Raw genomic sequence first — 18,916 nt, forward strand, 5'->3', positions numbered from 1 at the left:
CTTATAGTATACCACACTGAGTGCGGTATTGACAAGAATTCCCTTGCATGTTTTGCGATGCTGGCAGCATCGTCTCCGTCCACTTCTGCTAGTTATAAATTAACCAGAATTATATTTTTCTAAATTTTTCATATAAAAACTCTTGTAAATTCTAAAATATCTGTTATACTAATATTAGTTCTAAGATGTATGATTGATTGTCACCACAATGCAAGGTCGATTTTTCATTTTGACCTGCCCGTGGTGTTTTTTATTTGTATCATTTGGGCTAATATAATATAAAGGAGGTACCACTTATGAATACTGGTACTGTAAAATGGTTTAACAACGAAAAAGGTTTTGGTTTTATCTCAGGAGATAATGGTAGCGGAGATGTCTTTGTACATTTTTCTGTCATTCAAAGTGCAGGCTACAAATCCCTGGAAGAAGGACAGCATGTAACCTACGATGTAGAGCAGGATCCAAGGGATTCCGCAAAGCTTCGCGCAGTTAATGTTTTCGTTGCATAAACGCCCACAATTTCAAAAGGAAAAGACGCAGCCCTCGCAGCTGCGTCTTTTTTATCTTTAAACACTATGCGCCAGCATGGTATTTAAAAGCTTAGATATACTTATTGCGTTCCAAATATTTTGTAATATTATCTCTGCGATTCAGTACTCGGTTTGCATAACTGTAGGAAAATTTTCCTGCATTCACTGAGCCCGGTCCATACGCATAGGCGGAAAGCGCCTTTTTATAGGTCTTGTATGTTTTTTTCATACTTTTTAAATACCTTGCGCCGACTTCAATACTGACTTCCGGCTTGTAAAGGCTTGACGGGCTATATCCGTAACTTCTTGCTAAAGAATCGCTGGTCTGCATAAGCCCCTTATAGCCATAAGGGTTAGTTGCATTGGTATAAAAAGTGCTTTCGCCTTGAGCAACTGCCATCAGTACTTTAGGATCCAAATCGTACTTCTCGCCTTTTTCAATGAACAGTTTTGCCAAAGTCTTGGATTTTCTTGTTCCTACATTTGGATTAATTTTTCTGATGTAAGCGGCAAGACCGTTACGGTACTTTTCTTCCTTCTTTTTCTTTTCCTCAGCTTTCTTCTTTTTCTCTGCTTCCTTCTGAGCTTCTGCTTCGTCGTATTCGTCGACCATCTGCTCTACTCTCTGTCCGCCTTTTTCTGTATCGTTACTAGATTCTACTTCTCTGCTTTCTGCTGCGTAAATGGAAACTGATGAGCAAGCGACGATGGTTAATACCAGTAAAACTGTGATTAGCTTCTTCGCCATTTCTTTCTTCTCCTCTGTCTATTAGTTTACTCGTGCAGGAAGTCATTCACCAGATGTTTCCTGCGACTCCTATATTATAAACAAAGGTCAAGGCGAATTCTTAAGAAATCTTAATTTTTCACACACTTTTCACGAAGCTTTACCATTTTTTGTTTTTATTGTCCAATTTATATTTTAATTATTTGTTTTTAATTCTAAATTGTATCCAATCTCCTTAAGATTTCTTAAGAATTATTGCAGTTTCTTAAGGAATCTTAAGAAACTATTTTTTCAAATATCCATGCTCCTTCAGAAAGTTCTCCATGTCCTCTGCTCTTCTTAAAGTCAGATCTGCATAGTCTGTGGAATAGTTTCCTGAATGCACCGAACCCGAACCTTGGTTGTAGGCTGTCAGCGCCAATCTGGTGTCTCCGAATTCTTCCAATTTATCTTTGATATAGCTGGCGCCAACTTTGATACTGATATCCGGATTAAACAGACTTTCAGGGGTATAACCCGCACTTTCCGCTAAGATATCTCCCGTCTGCATGAGTCCTTTATAATTAGCACAGCTAACTACATCCGCGTAATAACAACTCTCTGTCTGGGCTACCGCCATGACGATTTTTTCATCTACATTATATTCATCCGCATACTTCACGAAACTGTCAACCATAGCATCTGCCTCCTGCTTGCTTACATTTCTGTTGACATGGCGAATATACGCAGAAAGACCTTTTCGATAATTCTGATCTTCCTTTCTGACCGCAGTCGCACAAGATGCCATAGCAGTTTCAATTTTTGTAAATTCTTTTGGCGTAAATGACGTGAGTTCCGGCTCCCTTACATCTGTATCGGCATAAATCACAGCTGCTGAAAAAACAGTCATAGAAATCAATGCCCCTGTAATAAATAGCTTCTTTTTCATATCAAATCTCCCTTTTTTTCCTTTTGTGTCTTACACTTAAACGTGCCTGCCACAATTTCTCAGGCTATATTAGTATAGGCAGGCAAAAAAATGAATAAACTGTAAATCACGACTTTTCACATCGTCTTCACAGTTCGGTTCAATTTTTTAATGTTTTAAAACTAATTTAAAGGTTTGCCTTTAGTGTTTTTATATAATTGTATGCAATTTCCCCTCTAATTTCTTCCTTCTTGCAATTATTCCTACTTTACACTATACTATAGGTAGATTTAGTGAGGAGGTCTTATTATGAAATTTTTAATTGCTGATGCTTTTACCGATACCACTTTCGGCGGAAATCCAGCCGGCATCGTTCTGCTTTCCGAAGGCGCTGACTTTCCGTCCGACGAACTCTGCATCAAAACCGCTGCAGAACTTCGCTACTCTGAAACAGCTTTCATTAAAGTTTTAGATGCCCATGAATTTCAGATTCGCTATTTTACCCCAGCTGCGGAAGTTGACCTTTGCGGTCACGCTACTATCGCATCATTTTATGCAATGATGTACCTCGGCATTATCGAAAATAACTGTTCCTGCATCAATCACACCCTTGCAGGAGATTTGAATATCGAAATCAAAGACGGCTTTATCATGATGGACATGGCTTCCCCAGAGGAAATTTCCATTATGAACGACCCTGAGAAAATCAAAGAGCTTTACGATATCATGGGAGCAGATTATGACTCCTCCATGGATCTACCTGTGCCAAGACTGATTTCCACAGGTCTTCCAGACATCATGATGCCCGTTTCTGACCTTGCCGCCCTTAACGCCATCGAGCCTGACATGAAAGCTCTTTCCGCACTGTCAGAACGCTATGGCGTCGTCGGCGTCCATGCCTTTACGCTGCATTGTGAAAAAGGCGTTACCGCCCACGCCAGAAACTTCGCACCTCTTTACGAAATTGACGAAGAGGCCGCCACTGGCACTTCCAGTGGCGCTATGACCTATTACTTCTATCTGAACAAACTCATTGGCGAAAAGAGCAGTTGTAAGTTCGTTCAGGGAGAAAAAATGCAGCGTCCGTCGGTGATTCTTACCGAAATCGACGCTTCTGCAGAAAGTTGCCGAATTAAGGTCGGCGGCAGTGCTGTCATTTTAGCGGAAGGTGAAATTCATATCAAGTAATAAGCGCTTGACCGCAAATGATGAAAAACAATGAAAAGCAAAAACAAAGCCCTTGCCGATGCGCCAATCGACAAAGGGCTTTTATATTTTTAATCCAGAAATGGTGCAAAGATGTGTTTCATACCAATACCCTCTTCTACGTAAGGCAGCTGAATGATATGGTAGCTAGCCTCGGAATTTCCTTCTATCAGGCAAACGCCTTTTTCTGTAATGGCAACGTCCCAGCCTACAAGGCCCACTCCTTCAAGCCGTAGTGCAGCCTCCTCCGTTACTGTAAGAACTTTATCCCAGTGAGGTATCTGAAAGCCTTTCGTTGCAAGCTTTGAAATAGGATGCTGAGGATAATGTTTCCCCTCCAAATCAATTGCATCCATACAGGTTACGCCACTTTTTACATCCACCGTAGCGATAATTCCGCCTGCATGAAAATTGTCCACAATCTTACCGCGACCCATGCGAAAGCCCGCATAAATATGATAACATTTTCCTTCCTGCGTAATCGTCAATACCCGCACAGAATTCACCGAAGACGTATTGAACGCCGCCATCTCCGGATGCTGCACGATGCATTCCTCACAAATCATTGTTTTCTTCGCCGAAAACAGTTTCTCATACAACGAGCGTTTCTCGGTTTCAGACAAGTCCGCGCCGCAGTGTATCTTTTCGATACCCTTACCTTGTGTAGCAGACGTAGGCTTGCAGACTAAGTCCTCCACGCCTTCCATCCTTTCTAAAAACTCTTCAAAGGTGAGCTTCCGATTTACAAACCACTTTCGGTTCAGCAAATCGTCGTATTTCTTCGCAAAACGCTCCTTATGCAGCAGGAGTTTCAGCACTTTAGGATCGTGGTTGTACTTAAAAGAGATTTCATCCATCACCTTCGAGGTCAAAAAAGTGCTCTGTTTATCTGCATCATACCTATACAATTTAAATTTATAATAATCCTTGTAAGTGCATCCGCACACCTTTCTCGCCTGCCTAATGCGTTCAAGTGCCGTCTCCTCGTCCCATCCGGTCTCCTTGCAGACCATTTCAAGAGCATGTGCCTTTTCTTCACGATTTCGTGCATTTACAATCTGCATATCCCGTTTTACTTTTTCCAGTTCTTTCTCAGTTCTGGCCCAAAGTTTACGTTTTGCATAATATCTATAGGAAATATCCCATTCCCTGGCAACTTCCATCTGCTCTTTTGCTTGTTTATAGGTCCAACCAGTTTCTTTGCAAACGTATTCAATATATGGATTTCGCTTTTCTTTCCTCAAAATGCGCAATATTAATTTCTTTCCAGTTTCATTCATCTTTCAGTTCATCCCCATATAATTTTTCTAACACTCTGTTAGTTTACACATCTTTAAAGAAGATTACTCCTTGAAAATGAAATTGAGATGAAAATTCCAATATTTTCTTTTATTAAAAAGAAATATTGGATACAGGCTAATGTCTATATCCAATATCTCTAAGTACAATATGATTAAGAGTCTAATCCCTCTTCCCTTTTATTTCAGTATAATATATCGTCAACAAAAATCAAGGAATTTCGGATAACTGGTCGTTTTTTCGGATAACTGGTCATTATTTGGTAATTAATCCCATAATTGTATGCGAAAACTGCCACTTTTCATATTTCTTTTCCCTAGTCAGTTTCTCCTATTTACGTACCTTGATCTCTTCTTTATCCAGGGTATTCAGTATGAGTCAATGCTACGAAGAAAGAAACAGGCTGCGCCCAGTGCTAAGCGCTGCTTGATGAATTATGACCGAATGGAATTTACACCACATTTTGAACTTGACTTATTTTTTACTCTTTTTAACCTAAATTGTGATTTTTTTATAAAAGTGTATAAGATTTTGCTTCTTTCAGCTCTTTCATACTGCTGTGTCTCCAAAAATCTTTGATAAACCCTCGGTATTGCCTCATAAAATGCAGTATTTATGTATGTATCTTCCAATATTTCTAAAAACTTTATGCAGAAGTGCTCTATTGCTGAATGCAATTTATACATTTATCCAAGATTTTTTGATTTTCGGTTAAGATTTAATGATTCACTTATACACTTTTTTCGCGAATATCCGTTTTAGGTTAAAAGCAGTCTCCACTCGCTTAATGCTCTATTTATACAACCATTAAAAATAGAAAAAAGAGACAGATTTAACTCTGTCTCTTTCATAATGCGAACTTGCAATTATTCGATGATCTCAGTAACAACGCCGGAACCTACTGTTCTGCCGCCTTCTCTGATCGCAAATCTCAGTCCTTCTTCGATTGCAATCGGGGTGATCAACGCAATTGTCATGGTTACGTTATCTCCTGGCATACACATTTCTGTTCCTTCTGGTAACTGCAGGTCTCCTGTTACGTCTGTTGTTCTGAAATAGAACTGTGGTCTGTATCCGTTAAAGAACGGAGTGTGTCTTCCGCCTTCTTCTTTCTTCAGTACGTATACTTCGCCCTTGAACTTTGTGTGCGGATGAATGGTTCCTGGTTTTGCCAGTACCTGTCCTCTTTCGATTTCTGTTCTCTGCACACCTCTAAGCAGTGCTCCTACGTTATCTCCTGTTTCTGCCTGGTCTAACAGCTTTCTGAACATTTCCAGTCCTGTTACTACTACGCTTCTCTTTTCTTCTGTTAAGCCGATGATTTCTACTTCTTCACCAACTTTCAGTACGCCTCTTTCTACTCTTCCTGTTGCTACGGTTCCTCTTCCTGTGATGGAGAATACGTCTTCTACTGGCATCAGGAATGGCTTATCGTTTGCTCTTTCTGGTTCTGGAATGTAGCTGTCTACTGCTTCGAACAGTTCTACTATCTTATCTCCCCATGGTCCTTCTGGGTTCTCTAATGCGCCCAGTGCGGATCCTCTGATGATTGGTGTGTCATCTCCTGGGAATTCATATTCGTCAAGCAGTTCTCTGATTTCCATTTCTACCAGATCCAGCAGCTCTTCGTCATCTACCATGTCGCACTTATTTAAGAATACTACGATGTATGGTACGCCTACCTGTCTGGACAGCAGGATGTGCTCTCTTGTCTGCGGCATCGGTCCGTCTGTTGCTGCGCATACCAGGATTGCGCCGTCCATCTGTGCTGCTCCTGTAATCATGTTCTTTACATAGTCAGCGTGGCCCGGGCAGTCTACGTGTGCGTAGTGTCTATTCGGTGTTTCGTATTCTACGTGTGCTGTAGAAATGGTGATTCCTCTTTCTTTTTCTTCTGGTGCTTTGTCGATCTGGTCGAATGCTACCTTTTCACCCAGCTGATATCTCTGATACAGGGTGGTTGTGATTGCTGCTGTCAGCGTTGTCTTACCATGGTCTACGTGGCCAATGGTTCCGATATTGATATGCGGTTTGGTTCTCTCAAATTTTGCTTTTGCCATTTTTGTTTTCCTCCTAATGATAGGTCTGCCCCAGTCGCTAGTCCGAAAGGACAGACCGCTAAAGGTTAATTTATAATTTTATTTATTTCCAATTTTTTCAACTAAGCTGTCAGGCAATTTTTCGAAGTGGTCCATCTGCATTACATATACACCACGACCCTGAGTCTTGGAACGCAGGTCGGTTGCATAGCCGAACATTTCGGACAGAGGTACCATACCTCTTACTGCAACAACGCCGTTGTTCATGTCAGAACCTTCGATTCTTCCTCTTCTGGAGGAGATATCGCCGATTACATCACCCATATATTCTTCAGGAACTGTAACTTCAACTTTGAAGATTGGCTCCAGAAGAACTGGTTTTGCCTTCTTAGCTGCTTCTCTGAATGCCATGGAAGCGGCAACCTTAAATGCCATTTCAGAGGAGTCGACTTCGTGATAGGAACCATCGTACAGTTCTACACCAACGTCTACTACCTGATATCCTGCAATAGGACCGTTTTCCATCGCTTCTTTGATACCGTCTTCAATCTTAGGGATGTATTCCTTAGGAATTGCACCACCGACGATATTGTTGACGAATTCAAAGCCTGCACCCGGTTCTCTCGGATAAACTTTGATCTTAACATGACCATACTGACCGTGACCACCGGACTGTTTAGCATACTTGTGGTCAACATCAGCGTTGGAAGAAATAGTTTCTTTGTAGGATACCTGAGGTTTACCTACGTTTGCTTCTACCTTAAATTCACGCAACAGTCTGTCTACGATGATTTCCAGGTGAAGTTCTCCCATGCCAGCAATGATTGTCTGTCCGGTATCTTCGTTTGTATAGGTCTTGAAAGTTGGGTCTTCTTCTGCCAGCTTAGCCAGCGCAATGCCCATCTTTTCCTGACCTGCCTTGGTCTTAGGCTCGATTGCGATTTCGATTACTGGATCTGGGAATTCCATGGATTCCAGAATGATCTCATGTTTTTCATCGCAAAGTGTATCACCAGTTGTAGTATCTTTCAAACCTACTGCAGCAGCAATATCTCCGGAGTAAACCTTGTCGATTTCCTCTCTCTTGTTTGCATGCATCTGCAGGATTCTTCCGATTCTGCCCTTCTTACCCTTTGTAGAGTTGTAGATATAGGAACCGGAATCCAGTGTACCGGAGTAAACACGGAAGAATGCCAGCTTACCAACAAACGGGTCAGCCATAATCTTAAATGCAAGTGCTGAGAACGGTTCGTTATCATCAGCGTGTCTTACGTCTTCTTCTCCAGTATCTGGGTTAACACCCTTAATAGGCGGAATATCAACTGGGGACGGCATATAGTCGATGACTGCGTCCAGCATCATCTGTACGCCCTTGTTTCTATATGCACTGCCGCAAAGCATCGGAACCATTTCGCAGGCAATCGTCTGCTTTCTGATGGTATCTTTCATTTCTTTTACGGTCAGTTCCTCGCCTTCCAGGAATTTCATCATCAGTTCTTCGTCACATTCAGCAACGGATTCTACTAATTTTTCTCTCCATTCTGCGGCAAGTTCCTTCATATCGTCAGGAATCTCAGTGATTTCAAATTCCTGTCCTAGTTCATCTTTGTAAATCTCTGCTTTCATTTCTACCAGGTCGATAATTCCAACGAAACTATCTTCCGCACCGATAGGAAGCTGAACAGGCACTGCATTTGCTTTCAGTCTGTCCTTAACCATGTCAACTACTCTGAAGTAGTTTGCTCCTAAAATGTCCATTTTGTTTACAAAAATCATTCTAGGAACACCGTACTTTTCAGCCTGTCTCCAAACTGTTTCGGACTGCGGTTCAACACCGCCCTTTGCACAAAGTACAGTTACTGCTCCATCCAGTACTCTCAGGGAACGTTCTACTTCTACTGTAAAGTCAACGTGACCCGGGGTATCGATGATGTTGATTCTATGGTTCTTCCACTGTGCTGTAGTTGCTGCAGAGGTAATTGTAATACCACGTTCCTGTTCCTGTTCCATCCAGTCCATTGTAGCTGCACCGTCGTGGGTTTCGCCAATCTTATGGGTTCTTCCTGTATAGAAAAGGATACGCTCCGTGGTAGTGGTCTTTCCGGCGTCGATGTGCGCCATGATACCAATGTTTCTTGTTTTCTCAAGTGAAAACTGTCTACCAGCCATTACATTTCCTCCATTTTTTTATGAAATTGAAGAAAGTGAAATTACCATCTGAAGTGTGCAAATGCCTTGTTAGCTTCTGCCATCTTATGTGTATCTTCTTTCTTCTTTACAGATGCGCCAGTGTTATTTGCTGCATCCATTAATTCTTTTGCCAGTCTTTCAGACATAGTCTTTTCGCCTCTAAGTCTGGTGTACTTCGTCAGCCATCTCAAACCTAAAGTCTGTCTTCTTTCCGGTCTTACTTCAATAGGAACCTGATAGTTTGCACCACCGATTCTTCTTGCTTTTACTTCTAAAACAGGCATGATATTGTTCATTGCCTTTTCGAATACTTCCAAAGGTTCTTCGCCGGTTGCTTCCTTGATTCTATCGAAGGCGGAATATACAATCGACTGTGCTGTACCTTTCTTTCCGTCAAGCATGATGCTGTTGATCAGTTTTGCTACAACAACACTGCCGTATACTGGATCTGGAAGTACTTCACGTTTTGGTGTGTTACCTTTTCTTGGCACTTCTCTTCCCTCCTCGCTTGATAATTTCGCATAAGGCGTTGTTGCTGCACTCGTCGCATTCGCTACCGTACTTAAGTACGCGGCGCTTCATGCTCCTCCTGCGCGCCTAGCCTTATGCGAAATTATCGGCGCGAGAGTATGCTCTTCTCTCATGCCACTCCTCTTTCTATAAGGCTTGCCTTATCATTGAAATTACCTGCACAATTGTTCTAACTGATTTTCTAATTGCACATTCTCTTCACCCATACGCAAAAGCGCAGGATTACTCTGGAATCGCCCTGCAATTAAATAGGCGTCCAGTCTTACGGGGGTACTCGACTTCCTTCCAAGGAGCCGCGAGCGCACTTAATATCCTGTCGTACCATGCCAGAGGCTGTACATCCTGCCAGCATCAATATTATATATATTAAGGGCTCTTTCTATTCCCGATTCATTCTTTACTTGTAAGAAATATTCTTATTTCTTCTTAGGTCTCTTAGCACCGTACTTGGAACGAGCCTGATTTCTGTTGTTTACGCCGGCAGTGTCCAGTGTACCTCTGATGATGTGATAACGCACACCTGGGAGGTCCTTAACTCTTCCGCCTCTAATCAGCACTACGCTGTGTTCCTGCAGGTTGTGACCGATACCAGGAATATAAGCGGTTACTTCGATACCGTTGGACAGACGTACTCTGGCAACCTTTCTAAGAGCGGAATTCGGCTTCTTAGGGGTTACAGTCTTAACTGAAGTGCACACGCCTCTCTTCTGTGGTGAGTTGGTGTTAGTTGCTACTCTTCTTAAAGAGTTCATACCCTTACCGAGAGCAGGAGCGGTTGACTTCTTAACAGAACTGGTTCTGCCCTGACGTACTAATTGGTTAATAGTAGGCATTCGTTTCTCCTTTCTTTTTAAACTTTATTTTCACAATCAAACTGACCCTAAATCACTTCTAGGGTCAATTTCATTCGAAACGCTCTAATATTTTATCACATATTTTTTCCAAGTGCAAGGAAATTATTCCTGATTTTGCTGCAAATTTAGCCGAAGGTGTGGGAACAATCTTTGACTTCTAAAAATCTCTATTCCGTTTAGACACACAGGTGAAACCCCTAAAAAGTATATAATGCCATCCACCTTCAGTTCAAAGAAGGATTTACATGAACCATACAATGCTTGATATTCTCATCACTGCGCTCAATCGTCGCATGGACGTCTTCTGCAATCGTATGCGCATTCTTAAGGCTCAGTTCGCCATCTACCTGAATTTCCACATCTACATACATTTTCGCACCAAATTGTCTCGTCTTGATATCATCAATATCGACCACACCCTGCACATTTTTAATTTCCTGCTCCATGTTCTGTATGATGCTGTCATCGCAGCTTTTATCCACCATTTTATCCACAGTCTCAAGGAAAATATCTACAGCAATCTTGATAATAAAAATACAAATTACAATACTTGCAATAGGATCCAGAACTGCAAATCCCATACGAGCGCCGGCAATTCCAATCAAACTGCCCACAGAGGAGAATGCATCAGATCTGTGGTGCCAAGCTTCCGCTTTCAGAGAAACCGAATTGATTTTCCTAGCTGCAATAATCGTATACCAGTACATACCTTCCTTTACAAGGATGGACACCACCGCCGCTGCAAGCGCAAGGGTTCCGGGCGCTGCAACAGTTGCCCCAGCTCTGATAGAAAGCACCGTTTTTATCCCTGCATATCCAATTGCAATGCCAGCCAGTACAAGTATATTTGCAAGAAGCAGCGCAATGACACATTCCATTCTTTCATGACCGTAAGGATGCTCCTTATCTGCCTTTTTTCCAGAAAGATGTGCGCCTAAAATCACCAGTCCTGTGCCCAAAACGTCTGAACCGGAATGGATTGCATCAGAAATCATAGCATGGGAATTGGCAATGACTCCAGCCACCAGCTTGACTGACGCCAACAAAATATTCCATACAAGACTCACATTGGAAACACGAATGATTACTTGTTTGGCGTCATCTTTTTTATATTCCATACTTTTCAGCTCCTCAAAATTAATTGGAAATCATCATATTCAATATTTCCGTGTCAGTATTCTTCATCCCTTCTTTTCCCAGTCTCCATATGTTCTCAATGGTCTCCTCGGCGGATTCTTCAACCAGCCCTTCTCCATCCTGAAATCTGCTGCCATCTATGGCAAGTTCCCTGGCCATAATTGACGCATCTAGGGCAGATGCAATCTTTGCAGCACAGGACGCTTTCGCACCATCACATACGATACCCGAAACATTTCCCAGGGTGTTGATCACACCATTGGAAATCACATCAAAAGAGTCGTCATACAGAAAACTGATACCAGCACCCGCACCGCAGGCAGCCCCCACGACGCCACAAAAAGCTGATAATTTTCCGATCCCTCTTTTGATATGTATTGCTACTAAATTGCTGAGAATCAGCGCGCGATACAGCTTTTCATCCGCTACACCTAAATATTCTGCGTACTTAACAACGGGAACAGATACGGTGATCCCCTGGTTTCCGCTGCCTGAATTGATTACTACCGGCAGTTCACAACCTGCCATTCTGGCATCAGAGCCTGCTGCCGCATATGCCTTTGCAACTTCACGAATCTCATGGTGTCTGTGTTTCAGAATGCTTTTTCCCACGTTTGCACCATACTGATTCTTTATGCCCTCTTCAGAAATCGCTTTATTATACTGAATCTGACGGTCTATGTATGGAATCAATTCCGCAATATCGCCTTCTCTGGCAAAATCATAGATTCCTTTCAGATCCATAATCTTTTCCTCTTCCTCGAAATCATGGAAGGACTCACTTTCGCTTTCGAGAATCGACTGTCCGTCTCTGGCAACTTTGACAATGTTTGTATGCCATTGCGAAATCACGACCTCCGCACAGTGGGTGCCGTCAGAAATAATCATATCAATGTACAGATTCTCAACACCCGCAGCCAACTCTACAGAACAGATGCCCTTTTCGAGATACTGAACCATTGTCGCAACCTGTTCTTCCGTAATGCCCTTCAGAACCTCCAGCTTGTCATCCGGGTTTCCCCACAGTACGCCCAAAAGTGCGCTGGTCTCTATGCCTCTCATATCTTTCGTGGATGGCACAATCACGCCTTTCACATTTTTGATGATATTTCCGCTGCAGCGAACCAACACCTTCTCCGGAACATTTCCCAGTACTTTTCTGGCGACTGCCCCTGCATATGCAATCGCAATAGGTTCTGTACACCCCATGGCGGGCATCAGTTCCGTTTCCAATATTCTAATATATGCATTTTTCATATGTTTGTTCACTCCTTCAGTTTTCTATACAATGTCGCAATTCCGATGCCAAGCGCATCTGCAGCTTTCTGCTTGCCTTCGGTAGTATCACCGTAAACACGGATTGCCTCATCGATATAGGCCTTTTCTACATCCTTCAGCGGCTTTATCTCTGCCGAATGCTCTATAGAAAATTCTTTTCTCTCACATTTTACACGCGCAGGCAGACTGTCAGGCTCTATCACCCTCCTATTGGAAATGTTTACGCAGTATTCTACAACATTCTGCAGTTCCCGTACATTCCCCGGCCAGTCGTACGTCTCCAGCATTTTCATCGCTTTTTTGGAAAATCTGCTGATATTTTTGTTCAGCACTTCATTGTATTTTTTTATAAAGGTATCCACAAGAAAAGGAATGTCACTTTTCCGCTCCCGCAATGCCGGCACATAAATCGGAATCACATTAAGACGGTAAAACAGATCTTCTCTGAATGCACCGGACACAATCATCTCTTCAAGATTTCGATTGGTTGCCGCAATAATTCTTATGTCTGTTGCGATATCAACATTTGAACCGATTCTCTGTATTTTCTTTTCCTGAATGGCACGAAGCAGCTTGGCCTGCAGATGAATCGGAATCTCTCCAACTTCATCGAGAAGCAGAGTCCCCTTGTTTGCCAATTGAAACTTGCCGATTCTCCCACCCTTTGCCGCGCCGGTGAATGCGCCCTCTTCATACCCAAACAGTTCACTTTCAAGAAGATTATCCGGAATTGCTGCACAATTGACAGAAATAAATGGTCCCGCTGATCTTCTGCTTGCATTGTGTATCGCTCTTGCTATGATTTCCTTTCCCGTTCCGCTTTCTCCCTGAATCAGAACGGTCGATAAGCTGTTGGCAATCTTCTGCGCCTGCATCTTCAGATTCTGAATCGGTTTGCTTTTACCGATCAAATCTTTAAATGTCATTTCTGAAGATGCATTGGTGACTCGGTTGATTTCCTCATAATACTTTTCGCTGTCCCGAAAATAAATCACGCTGCCTACCTGTGTGCCCTCATCGTTGATGGAAACAACCGTAACCATTTCATGGTTGATTTCAGTTTTTCCGTCCGAAAAGGACAGCTCTTTGCTGAAGGTTCCGTTTACGTGGTATAGGCTCTTCATCAGTTCGCTGCATTCTGCAAGTTGGCGAATATCTGTGATTCTTTCAGGCATCTTCGGTCCGATGCCGAAAAGCTTCCTAAACATCTGATTCCCATAAATAATTCTTTCAACGTTATCAATACATACCACTGCACTGCCGATATGGTCGACAACTGCCTGCAGCTGCTTTTTTACAACAGACAGTTCATAGTTTTCCTGATTTTCGTCCAGCTTACTGATGAGCAGCTCTGACATCTTTGAAATAAAATTCTTCAACTGATCTACGCGTTCTTTTTTATCGCCGGAAAGTCTTTTTTCTTTGGAATAAAGTGCGATGCACCCTATTACAACGTCATTTTTCAATAAAGGAAAAGCTATGATAGAGTGAATATCACAGGTTCTGAAATTCGCGCACAGGCTGCATCCCTTTAAAGAATGCTTAATATCCTCGCTGACAATCGTTGTCTTATGTGCCATTGCATTGAGCATAATTGACTGTTTCGTCACAGAAATATCAGTCAGTTCCGAAGGACTGCTGCAATTGCTGTCACCTAAAAGATTCATCTCATTATCACAGATGACTACCTCTTCGTTGATTACAGATGCAATGGTTTTCGCCGTTGCGAAAGCATATTCTCTAATGTGCATTAACTCTGTCATACGTCTTCCCCTACATATTATTTACCGTACTTGGTTGCCGCAATTCTCGCAGCCAGGTAATTTTCAAGTGGTGTATCCTCGTAGATGGTACACCCCGGTCCCAGCATGAATCCAGTTCTGCCTGCCATTTCTACTGCCTCGCGAATATGTCCATATACGTTTTGATAGCTAGTTTTGTTGAAATACTGCTCTTCATTAATGCCTCCAATCAGACATTTGTCCGTGTATTTTCTAGCCTCTGCCAAACTCGGTCCCACCCATCTGTCATGCCAGTTGAGACAGGTGCCCGGGTAGTTTGCAAGTCTTTCAAACATGGACTTCTCTTTTTCCTGTGTAAAGCTATGTACGTGAATTACGTTGAACCAGGTTCGGTCTGCATATGCACCGATGACTTTCAAATCATACTGCTCACCAAATACATCATACATTTCGTCCGTCATAAATCTGTAGTTTGCAAGCTGACTTGCAAAGAAAAACCCGCTGACGCCAAGTTTGATGTTTTCGTTTACAAAGGCAATTGTAGTTTCCGTAACCTGCTCCAGCGCACGATGCACCAGTGTCGGATGCGCTTCGATTTCCTCAAAGAGTTTCTTTTCGCCCAACAGCTTGTACAATGTAGTGATTGGACTGAAAATGGTGTGAATCACCGGCGCCTCATCCTGGTGTTCTTTCATAAGCTGCAGCATTCTTTCCGCATATTTCAGCTGATTGCCGTAGGTGCCCTTTGTCACGTCAAGAGGCACGATTTTTTCCCAGTCCTCCGGCGTCTCTATAAACGCTTCTACGATTCGCGGCCACTGATCCGGCTGACATATTTTTTCAATTTTACATCCGTAATCTTCTACCGTGTAAAGTCCAAAAGGCATCAGCTTTACAAAATCAATATCTGTTTCTCTGTAAAAGGCAAACTGTTTATCGGCCAGTTTCACATAGTCCTGATCCACATCCGTGTGATGTGGCCAGAGCCCCAAAGGAATTCTATCTACTTCTTGAAAGTTGACTGCCGCTTTGACGCGTTCTGTTTTTGTCATAGTTCTGCTACACATATTGTCCCTCCTTTAAAACGGTCCGTAATTGATCAGATTTGCCGCAATCAGAATCACTGCACCTATGCAGATCCAGATCAGCATCAGCGGCCAGATAAATTTGAACCACTTATTGTACGGAACCTTCGTTACTGCCAGATAGGACATCAGTACTGTGGAGGTCGGAATAATAGAATTGCTGAAACCGTCTCCAAACTGGAAGCAAAGTACTGCAGTCTGTCTTGTAACCTGCACAATATCAGAAAGCGGAATCATAATCGGCATAATGGTTGCCGCCTGCCCTGTGGAAGATGGAATAAAAAAGTTTACTATGATCTGCACAATAAACATGCCGACTACAGAGATGCCTGTAGGCAGCGCAATGACAGCCTGACTCAGGGCATGAATGATGGTATCCATAATCTGACCTTCTTCCATAACAATTACGATGGCTTTCGCAAACCCTGTTACCAGTGCGCCAAAAGTCAGTGATGCCGCACCTTCAACAAAAGTATTTGCAATTTTGTTCAGATTCAATCCACCGATGATTCCGGCAATCACTCCAACTGCAATGAAAATACCTGACATTTCATCAATGTACCACTCCCAGTTGAATACACCGTATACCATGAATATGATTCCGGCTACAAACAGAAGCATAATTGCAACATCTCTTTTTCCCATCTTCGCGATCTGAGAAATATCCACATCTTCTTTTTCTGTTTCACATCTGCATCCGTAGACAATGCTGGCTTTCGGATCTGCCTTCACCTTTTTTGCGTAGCGCATGATATACCAGACTGTCACAGCAAACATGATCACAAAAACAACAATTCTCAGTTCGATGCCGGAGTACATTGGTAACTCAGCAATAGATTGTGCAACACCTGTAGAAAATGGATTTAAAAATCCTGCATTGAATCCGCATGCTGCACCAAGGGTAACTGCTGACAGACCAGTAAGGGCATCATATCCAAAAGCGTGGGCTACTGCTACTCCAATAGGTGCAAATACCACCAGTTCATCAGATGCACCGAATGTTGCGCCCATCAGACCAAAAACAAAAGCGAAAACTGGGATAAAAAACTTGCCCATAAATTTGTTTCTGGCTAAGGTTCCCACACCATGCTCAATTGCACCGGTTGCATTGATGATTTCCATGGATCCACCAATGATAAATACGAAGAAAATAACGTCTCCCACGCCCTGCATTCCAAGTGTGACAGAAGTAAGTAGTGAAAGCAGCGAAACCGGTGATTTTTCCACATATTCAAACGAATTAGGATCAATGACATCTTTCCCGATTTCCTCATTAAACACTGTGCTGTAACTACCCGCAGGGATAACGTACGTTAAAATTGCCATTAAGATTACAAATCCGCAAATAATGACATACGTATGTGGAACTCTGCTTTTCTTGTCATTTAAAGTTTCCATTTCATTCCTCCTTAAGATTATGCGCTGTTTTGTAGACAAGTTCCTTTATTATTTATAAAGCAATTATTGTGCCATCTCCTTGAACCCTTACAAAACGAAGATTTCTTCCGTATCGATTTTTTCTTTGTCTTTCCTGATTATCATTTTGATAATCAGGAAAGGTTTAATTATCATTCTAATAAATTTTTGTAAATATTTCAATATATTAATTCATTTTTATCATATTGATAATTAACAAGGGTTTCTCTCTCGGCCAAAAAGAAAAAAGAATCCCAAGACTTCTGCCTCGGGATTCTTTCCGTGCCGGTTAGGTGTACGGGGATATTTTCTTCTGGACGCAAAGCCGTACCATGGCTTAGACTTCCTATTTCATGATGTCATTCGCTTTTTATATCGATTTCCCATATTTCTCAAAATATTCCTCTGCCAACATAGACATCAAGTGCACATCATAAAGTACCCCGTTTTTTCTGCAGTTTTTTCGAAGCACACCCTCATACTGAAATCCAAGATTCAGATATAGGTGCGCCGCCGGATTTCCCGTGTAATGATCCAGATAGACTCGCTGCAAAATCGCGTAATTTTTTACTTGCTTATCGACGCCTTATCCTTTGAGACCATCGAAACACCATACAGCAAAATTCCACTGACAGCTAAGCTAACTAAAACCGATGGAATTTTTCCAAGAATCGACACCTTGCCTAAGACAAAAAACTCCCATGCAAGTCCGCAAATGATTGAGCCTGCCACACTGGCAATCGCCGCTTTCTTCGTCGCCCAATCCGTGTACAATCCCAAGAGCATCGGAAGGAAAACTGCCGAACTGTAAAATAAACCGGATGTATATAGCACCGCAATGATATTATCAAAAGCCAACGAAATAGCAAGACTTATCAGCGCTATAACAACTGTCGTAACCCTCGATAGTTTCACGTCACTCAGCTCTATTTCTCTCTTTTCCACGATCGGCATCAGAACATCACTTACACTAAGCACTGTAACCGCATGCAATACCGAAGTACTGGTCGAAATCGTCGCCGCGAAAACACCAGCAACTGCAATCCCCGCAAAGCCTGCAGGCAGCACTTTAACAAGAAGCGTCGAAAACACCATATTCGAGTCTGTTATCTCTGGAAGAAGCGACACAGCGCTTACACCAATTAACCCCGTTGCTGCCGAAACCACAACATAAAATCCTGCAGTAAACAGCATCCCAAATCTTGCCGTACTGCCGTCTTTTGCAGATACAATTCGTTGTATATAATTCTGATTGGTCCCATAAGAGATGCCAAACAAAATCCCCCAGGACAACGGCGTCCATATGCCTATACTGCCGATCGACATAAATCCTTCCGGCAAACTCCTCGTTATTTCTCCAAGGCCTCCACCTGCACTGATTGTCACAGGTACTGCCGTAAAAACAGCCGCCACCATAACAAAGAACAGCAAAATGTCTGTATTAACAACAGTTCTCAAACCCCCGCTAGTCAAAAACAATGTAATAAGCATTCCGATTACCAGTGTAATTCGCACGTCTAAACCAGTCAACGTGTTAAGCATTACAGATGAAACCGTAAACTGTGTCGACAGTGCAGCAACAGACGCACAGATGTGCATTACACTGGTAATGTACTTTACGCTCAATCCATATCGTTTACCCAAATAATCCGGTACAGTAAGTCCGTTCAAACCGTTGAGCCTTTTCGCCAAAACAAAGCCTATCAGTAAGAATCCTGGCGCAGCGGCAAGGTTCCACCACATGCCGCCCATCCCCATCAGATAGCAGTACCCTACTGCGCCAACCAGTCCGCTCCCGCCAAAATCCGTCGCCGCCATAGACAGTCCGGTTTGCAGCTTATTCAAGCCTTTATTCATCGTCAGAAAATCACTTGAATCCGAAAGTTTGCGATTGGAGCAGTGACCAACAATTAAAACAGCTGCAAGTAGCAGAGCCATAAAAATATAGTCTATCGTCTTCATCATTCTACACAGC

The 18,916-nt window shown here is 42.6% G+C and carries 15 protein-coding genes; 2 read left to right on the forward strand and 13 right to left on the reverse strand.

Annotation, left to right across the window (positions count from 1 at the left end; all coding sequences use genetic code 11):
- The first annotated feature begins 296 nt into the window (after positions 1-296).
- The gene (locus V1225_RS00670) at positions 297-509 is read left to right on the forward strand and encodes a cold-shock protein (protein ID WP_161908912.1); all 213 of its coding nucleotides are present in this window, start codon (positions 297-299) and stop codon (positions 507-509) included.
- A 91-nt stretch (positions 510-600) separates the two neighbouring features.
- Here the strand turns inward: V1225_RS00670 and V1225_RS00675 are convergent, their stop codons facing one another.
- Positions 601-1,278 carry a transglycosylase SLT domain-containing protein gene (locus tag V1225_RS00675; RefSeq protein ID WP_160200808.1) on the reverse strand — a complete coding sequence of 226 codons (678 nt, stop codon included), beginning with the start codon at positions 1,276-1,278 and terminating at the stop codon, positions 601-603.
- A gap of 262 nt (positions 1,279-1,540) precedes the next feature.
- Positions 1,541-2,185 (reverse strand): transglycosylase SLT domain-containing protein, encoded by a 645-nt coding sequence (locus V1225_RS00680; protein WP_161908913.1) that lies wholly within the window; start codon positions 2,183-2,185, stop codon positions 1,541-1,543.
- A 288-nt stretch (positions 2,186-2,473) separates the two neighbouring features.
- Here V1225_RS00680 and V1225_RS00685 point away from each other — a divergent pair, with 288 nt between their 5' ends.
- Positions 2,474-3,352 carry a PhzF family phenazine biosynthesis protein gene (locus V1225_RS00685; protein WP_338547203.1) on the forward strand — a complete coding sequence of 293 codons (879 nt, stop codon included), beginning with the start codon at positions 2,474-2,476 and terminating at the stop codon, positions 3,350-3,352.
- A gap of 89 nt (positions 3,353-3,441) precedes the next feature.
- Here V1225_RS00685 and V1225_RS00690 read toward each other — a convergent pair whose 3' ends face one another.
- From V1225_RS00690 to V1225_RS00740, 11 genes are all read right to left on the reverse strand, one after another.
- Positions 3,442-4,650 (reverse strand): sugar-transfer associated ATP-grasp domain-containing protein, encoded by a 1,209-nt coding sequence (locus V1225_RS00690; RefSeq protein ID WP_161908914.1) that lies wholly within the window; start codon positions 4,648-4,650, stop codon positions 3,442-3,444.
- Positions 4,651-5,535: 885 nt separating this feature from the next.
- The gene (tuf, locus tag V1225_RS00695; protein WP_160200804.1) at positions 5,536-6,729 is read right to left on the reverse strand and encodes an elongation factor Tu; all 1,194 of its coding nucleotides are present in this window, start codon (positions 6,727-6,729) and stop codon (positions 5,536-5,538) included.
- Positions 6,730-6,807: 78 nt separating this feature from the next.
- The gene (gene fusA / locus V1225_RS00700; protein ID WP_160202879.1) at positions 6,808-8,877 is read right to left on the reverse strand and encodes an elongation factor G; all 2,070 of its coding nucleotides are present in this window, start codon (positions 8,875-8,877) and stop codon (positions 6,808-6,810) included.
- A 41-nt stretch (positions 8,878-8,918) separates the two neighbouring features.
- Positions 8,919-9,389, reverse strand: a complete 471-nt coding sequence (rpsG, locus tag V1225_RS00705) for a 30S ribosomal protein S7 (RefSeq protein WP_160202880.1) — start codon at positions 9,387-9,389, stop codon at positions 8,919-8,921.
- 456 nt (positions 9,390-9,845) lie between these two features.
- The gene (gene rpsL, locus V1225_RS00710) at positions 9,846-10,262 is read right to left on the reverse strand and encodes a 30S ribosomal protein S12 (protein WP_160202881.1); all 417 of its coding nucleotides are present in this window, start codon (positions 10,260-10,262) and stop codon (positions 9,846-9,848) included.
- Between the two features lie 245 nt (positions 10,263-10,507).
- The gene (locus V1225_RS00715; protein ID WP_251614288.1) at positions 10,508-11,401 is read right to left on the reverse strand and encodes a cation diffusion facilitator family transporter; all 894 of its coding nucleotides are present in this window, start codon (positions 11,399-11,401) and stop codon (positions 10,508-10,510) included.
- A gap of 19 nt (positions 11,402-11,420) precedes the next feature.
- Positions 11,421-12,677 carry an L-serine ammonia-lyase, iron-sulfur-dependent, subunit alpha gene (locus tag V1225_RS00720; protein ID WP_338547206.1) on the reverse strand — a complete coding sequence of 419 codons (1,257 nt, stop codon included), beginning with the start codon at positions 12,675-12,677 and terminating at the stop codon, positions 11,421-11,423.
- Positions 12,678-12,685: 8 nt separating this feature from the next.
- Positions 12,686-14,461: a sigma 54-interacting transcriptional regulator gene (locus V1225_RS00725; protein WP_338547208.1), complete on the reverse strand. Its 1,776-nt coding sequence runs from the start codon at positions 14,459-14,461 to the stop codon at positions 12,686-12,688.
- A gap of 17 nt (positions 14,462-14,478) precedes the next feature.
- Complete coding sequence (locus V1225_RS00730) at positions 14,479-15,507, reverse strand: uroporphyrinogen decarboxylase family protein (protein WP_243151104.1); 1,029 nt, start codon at positions 15,505-15,507, stop codon at positions 14,479-14,481.
- 12 nt (positions 15,508-15,519) lie between these two features.
- Complete coding sequence (locus V1225_RS00735) at positions 15,520-16,923, reverse strand: Na+/H+ antiporter NhaC family protein (RefSeq protein ID WP_161909349.1); 1,404 nt, start codon at positions 16,921-16,923, stop codon at positions 15,520-15,522.
- 585 nt (positions 16,924-17,508) lie between these two features.
- On the reverse strand, positions 17,509-18,906 hold the full coding sequence (locus V1225_RS00740; protein WP_161909348.1) for a sodium:solute symporter family protein: 1,398 nt from the start codon (positions 18,904-18,906) through the stop codon (positions 17,509-17,511).
- Positions 18,907-18,916 lie beyond the last annotated feature (10 nt).

This window comes from Emergencia sp. JLR.KK010 (genome assembly GCF_037018265.1).
In the GTDB taxonomy this organism is placed as follows: Bacteria; Bacillota; Clostridia; order Peptostreptococcales; family Anaerovoracaceae; genus Senimuribacter; species Senimuribacter intestinalis.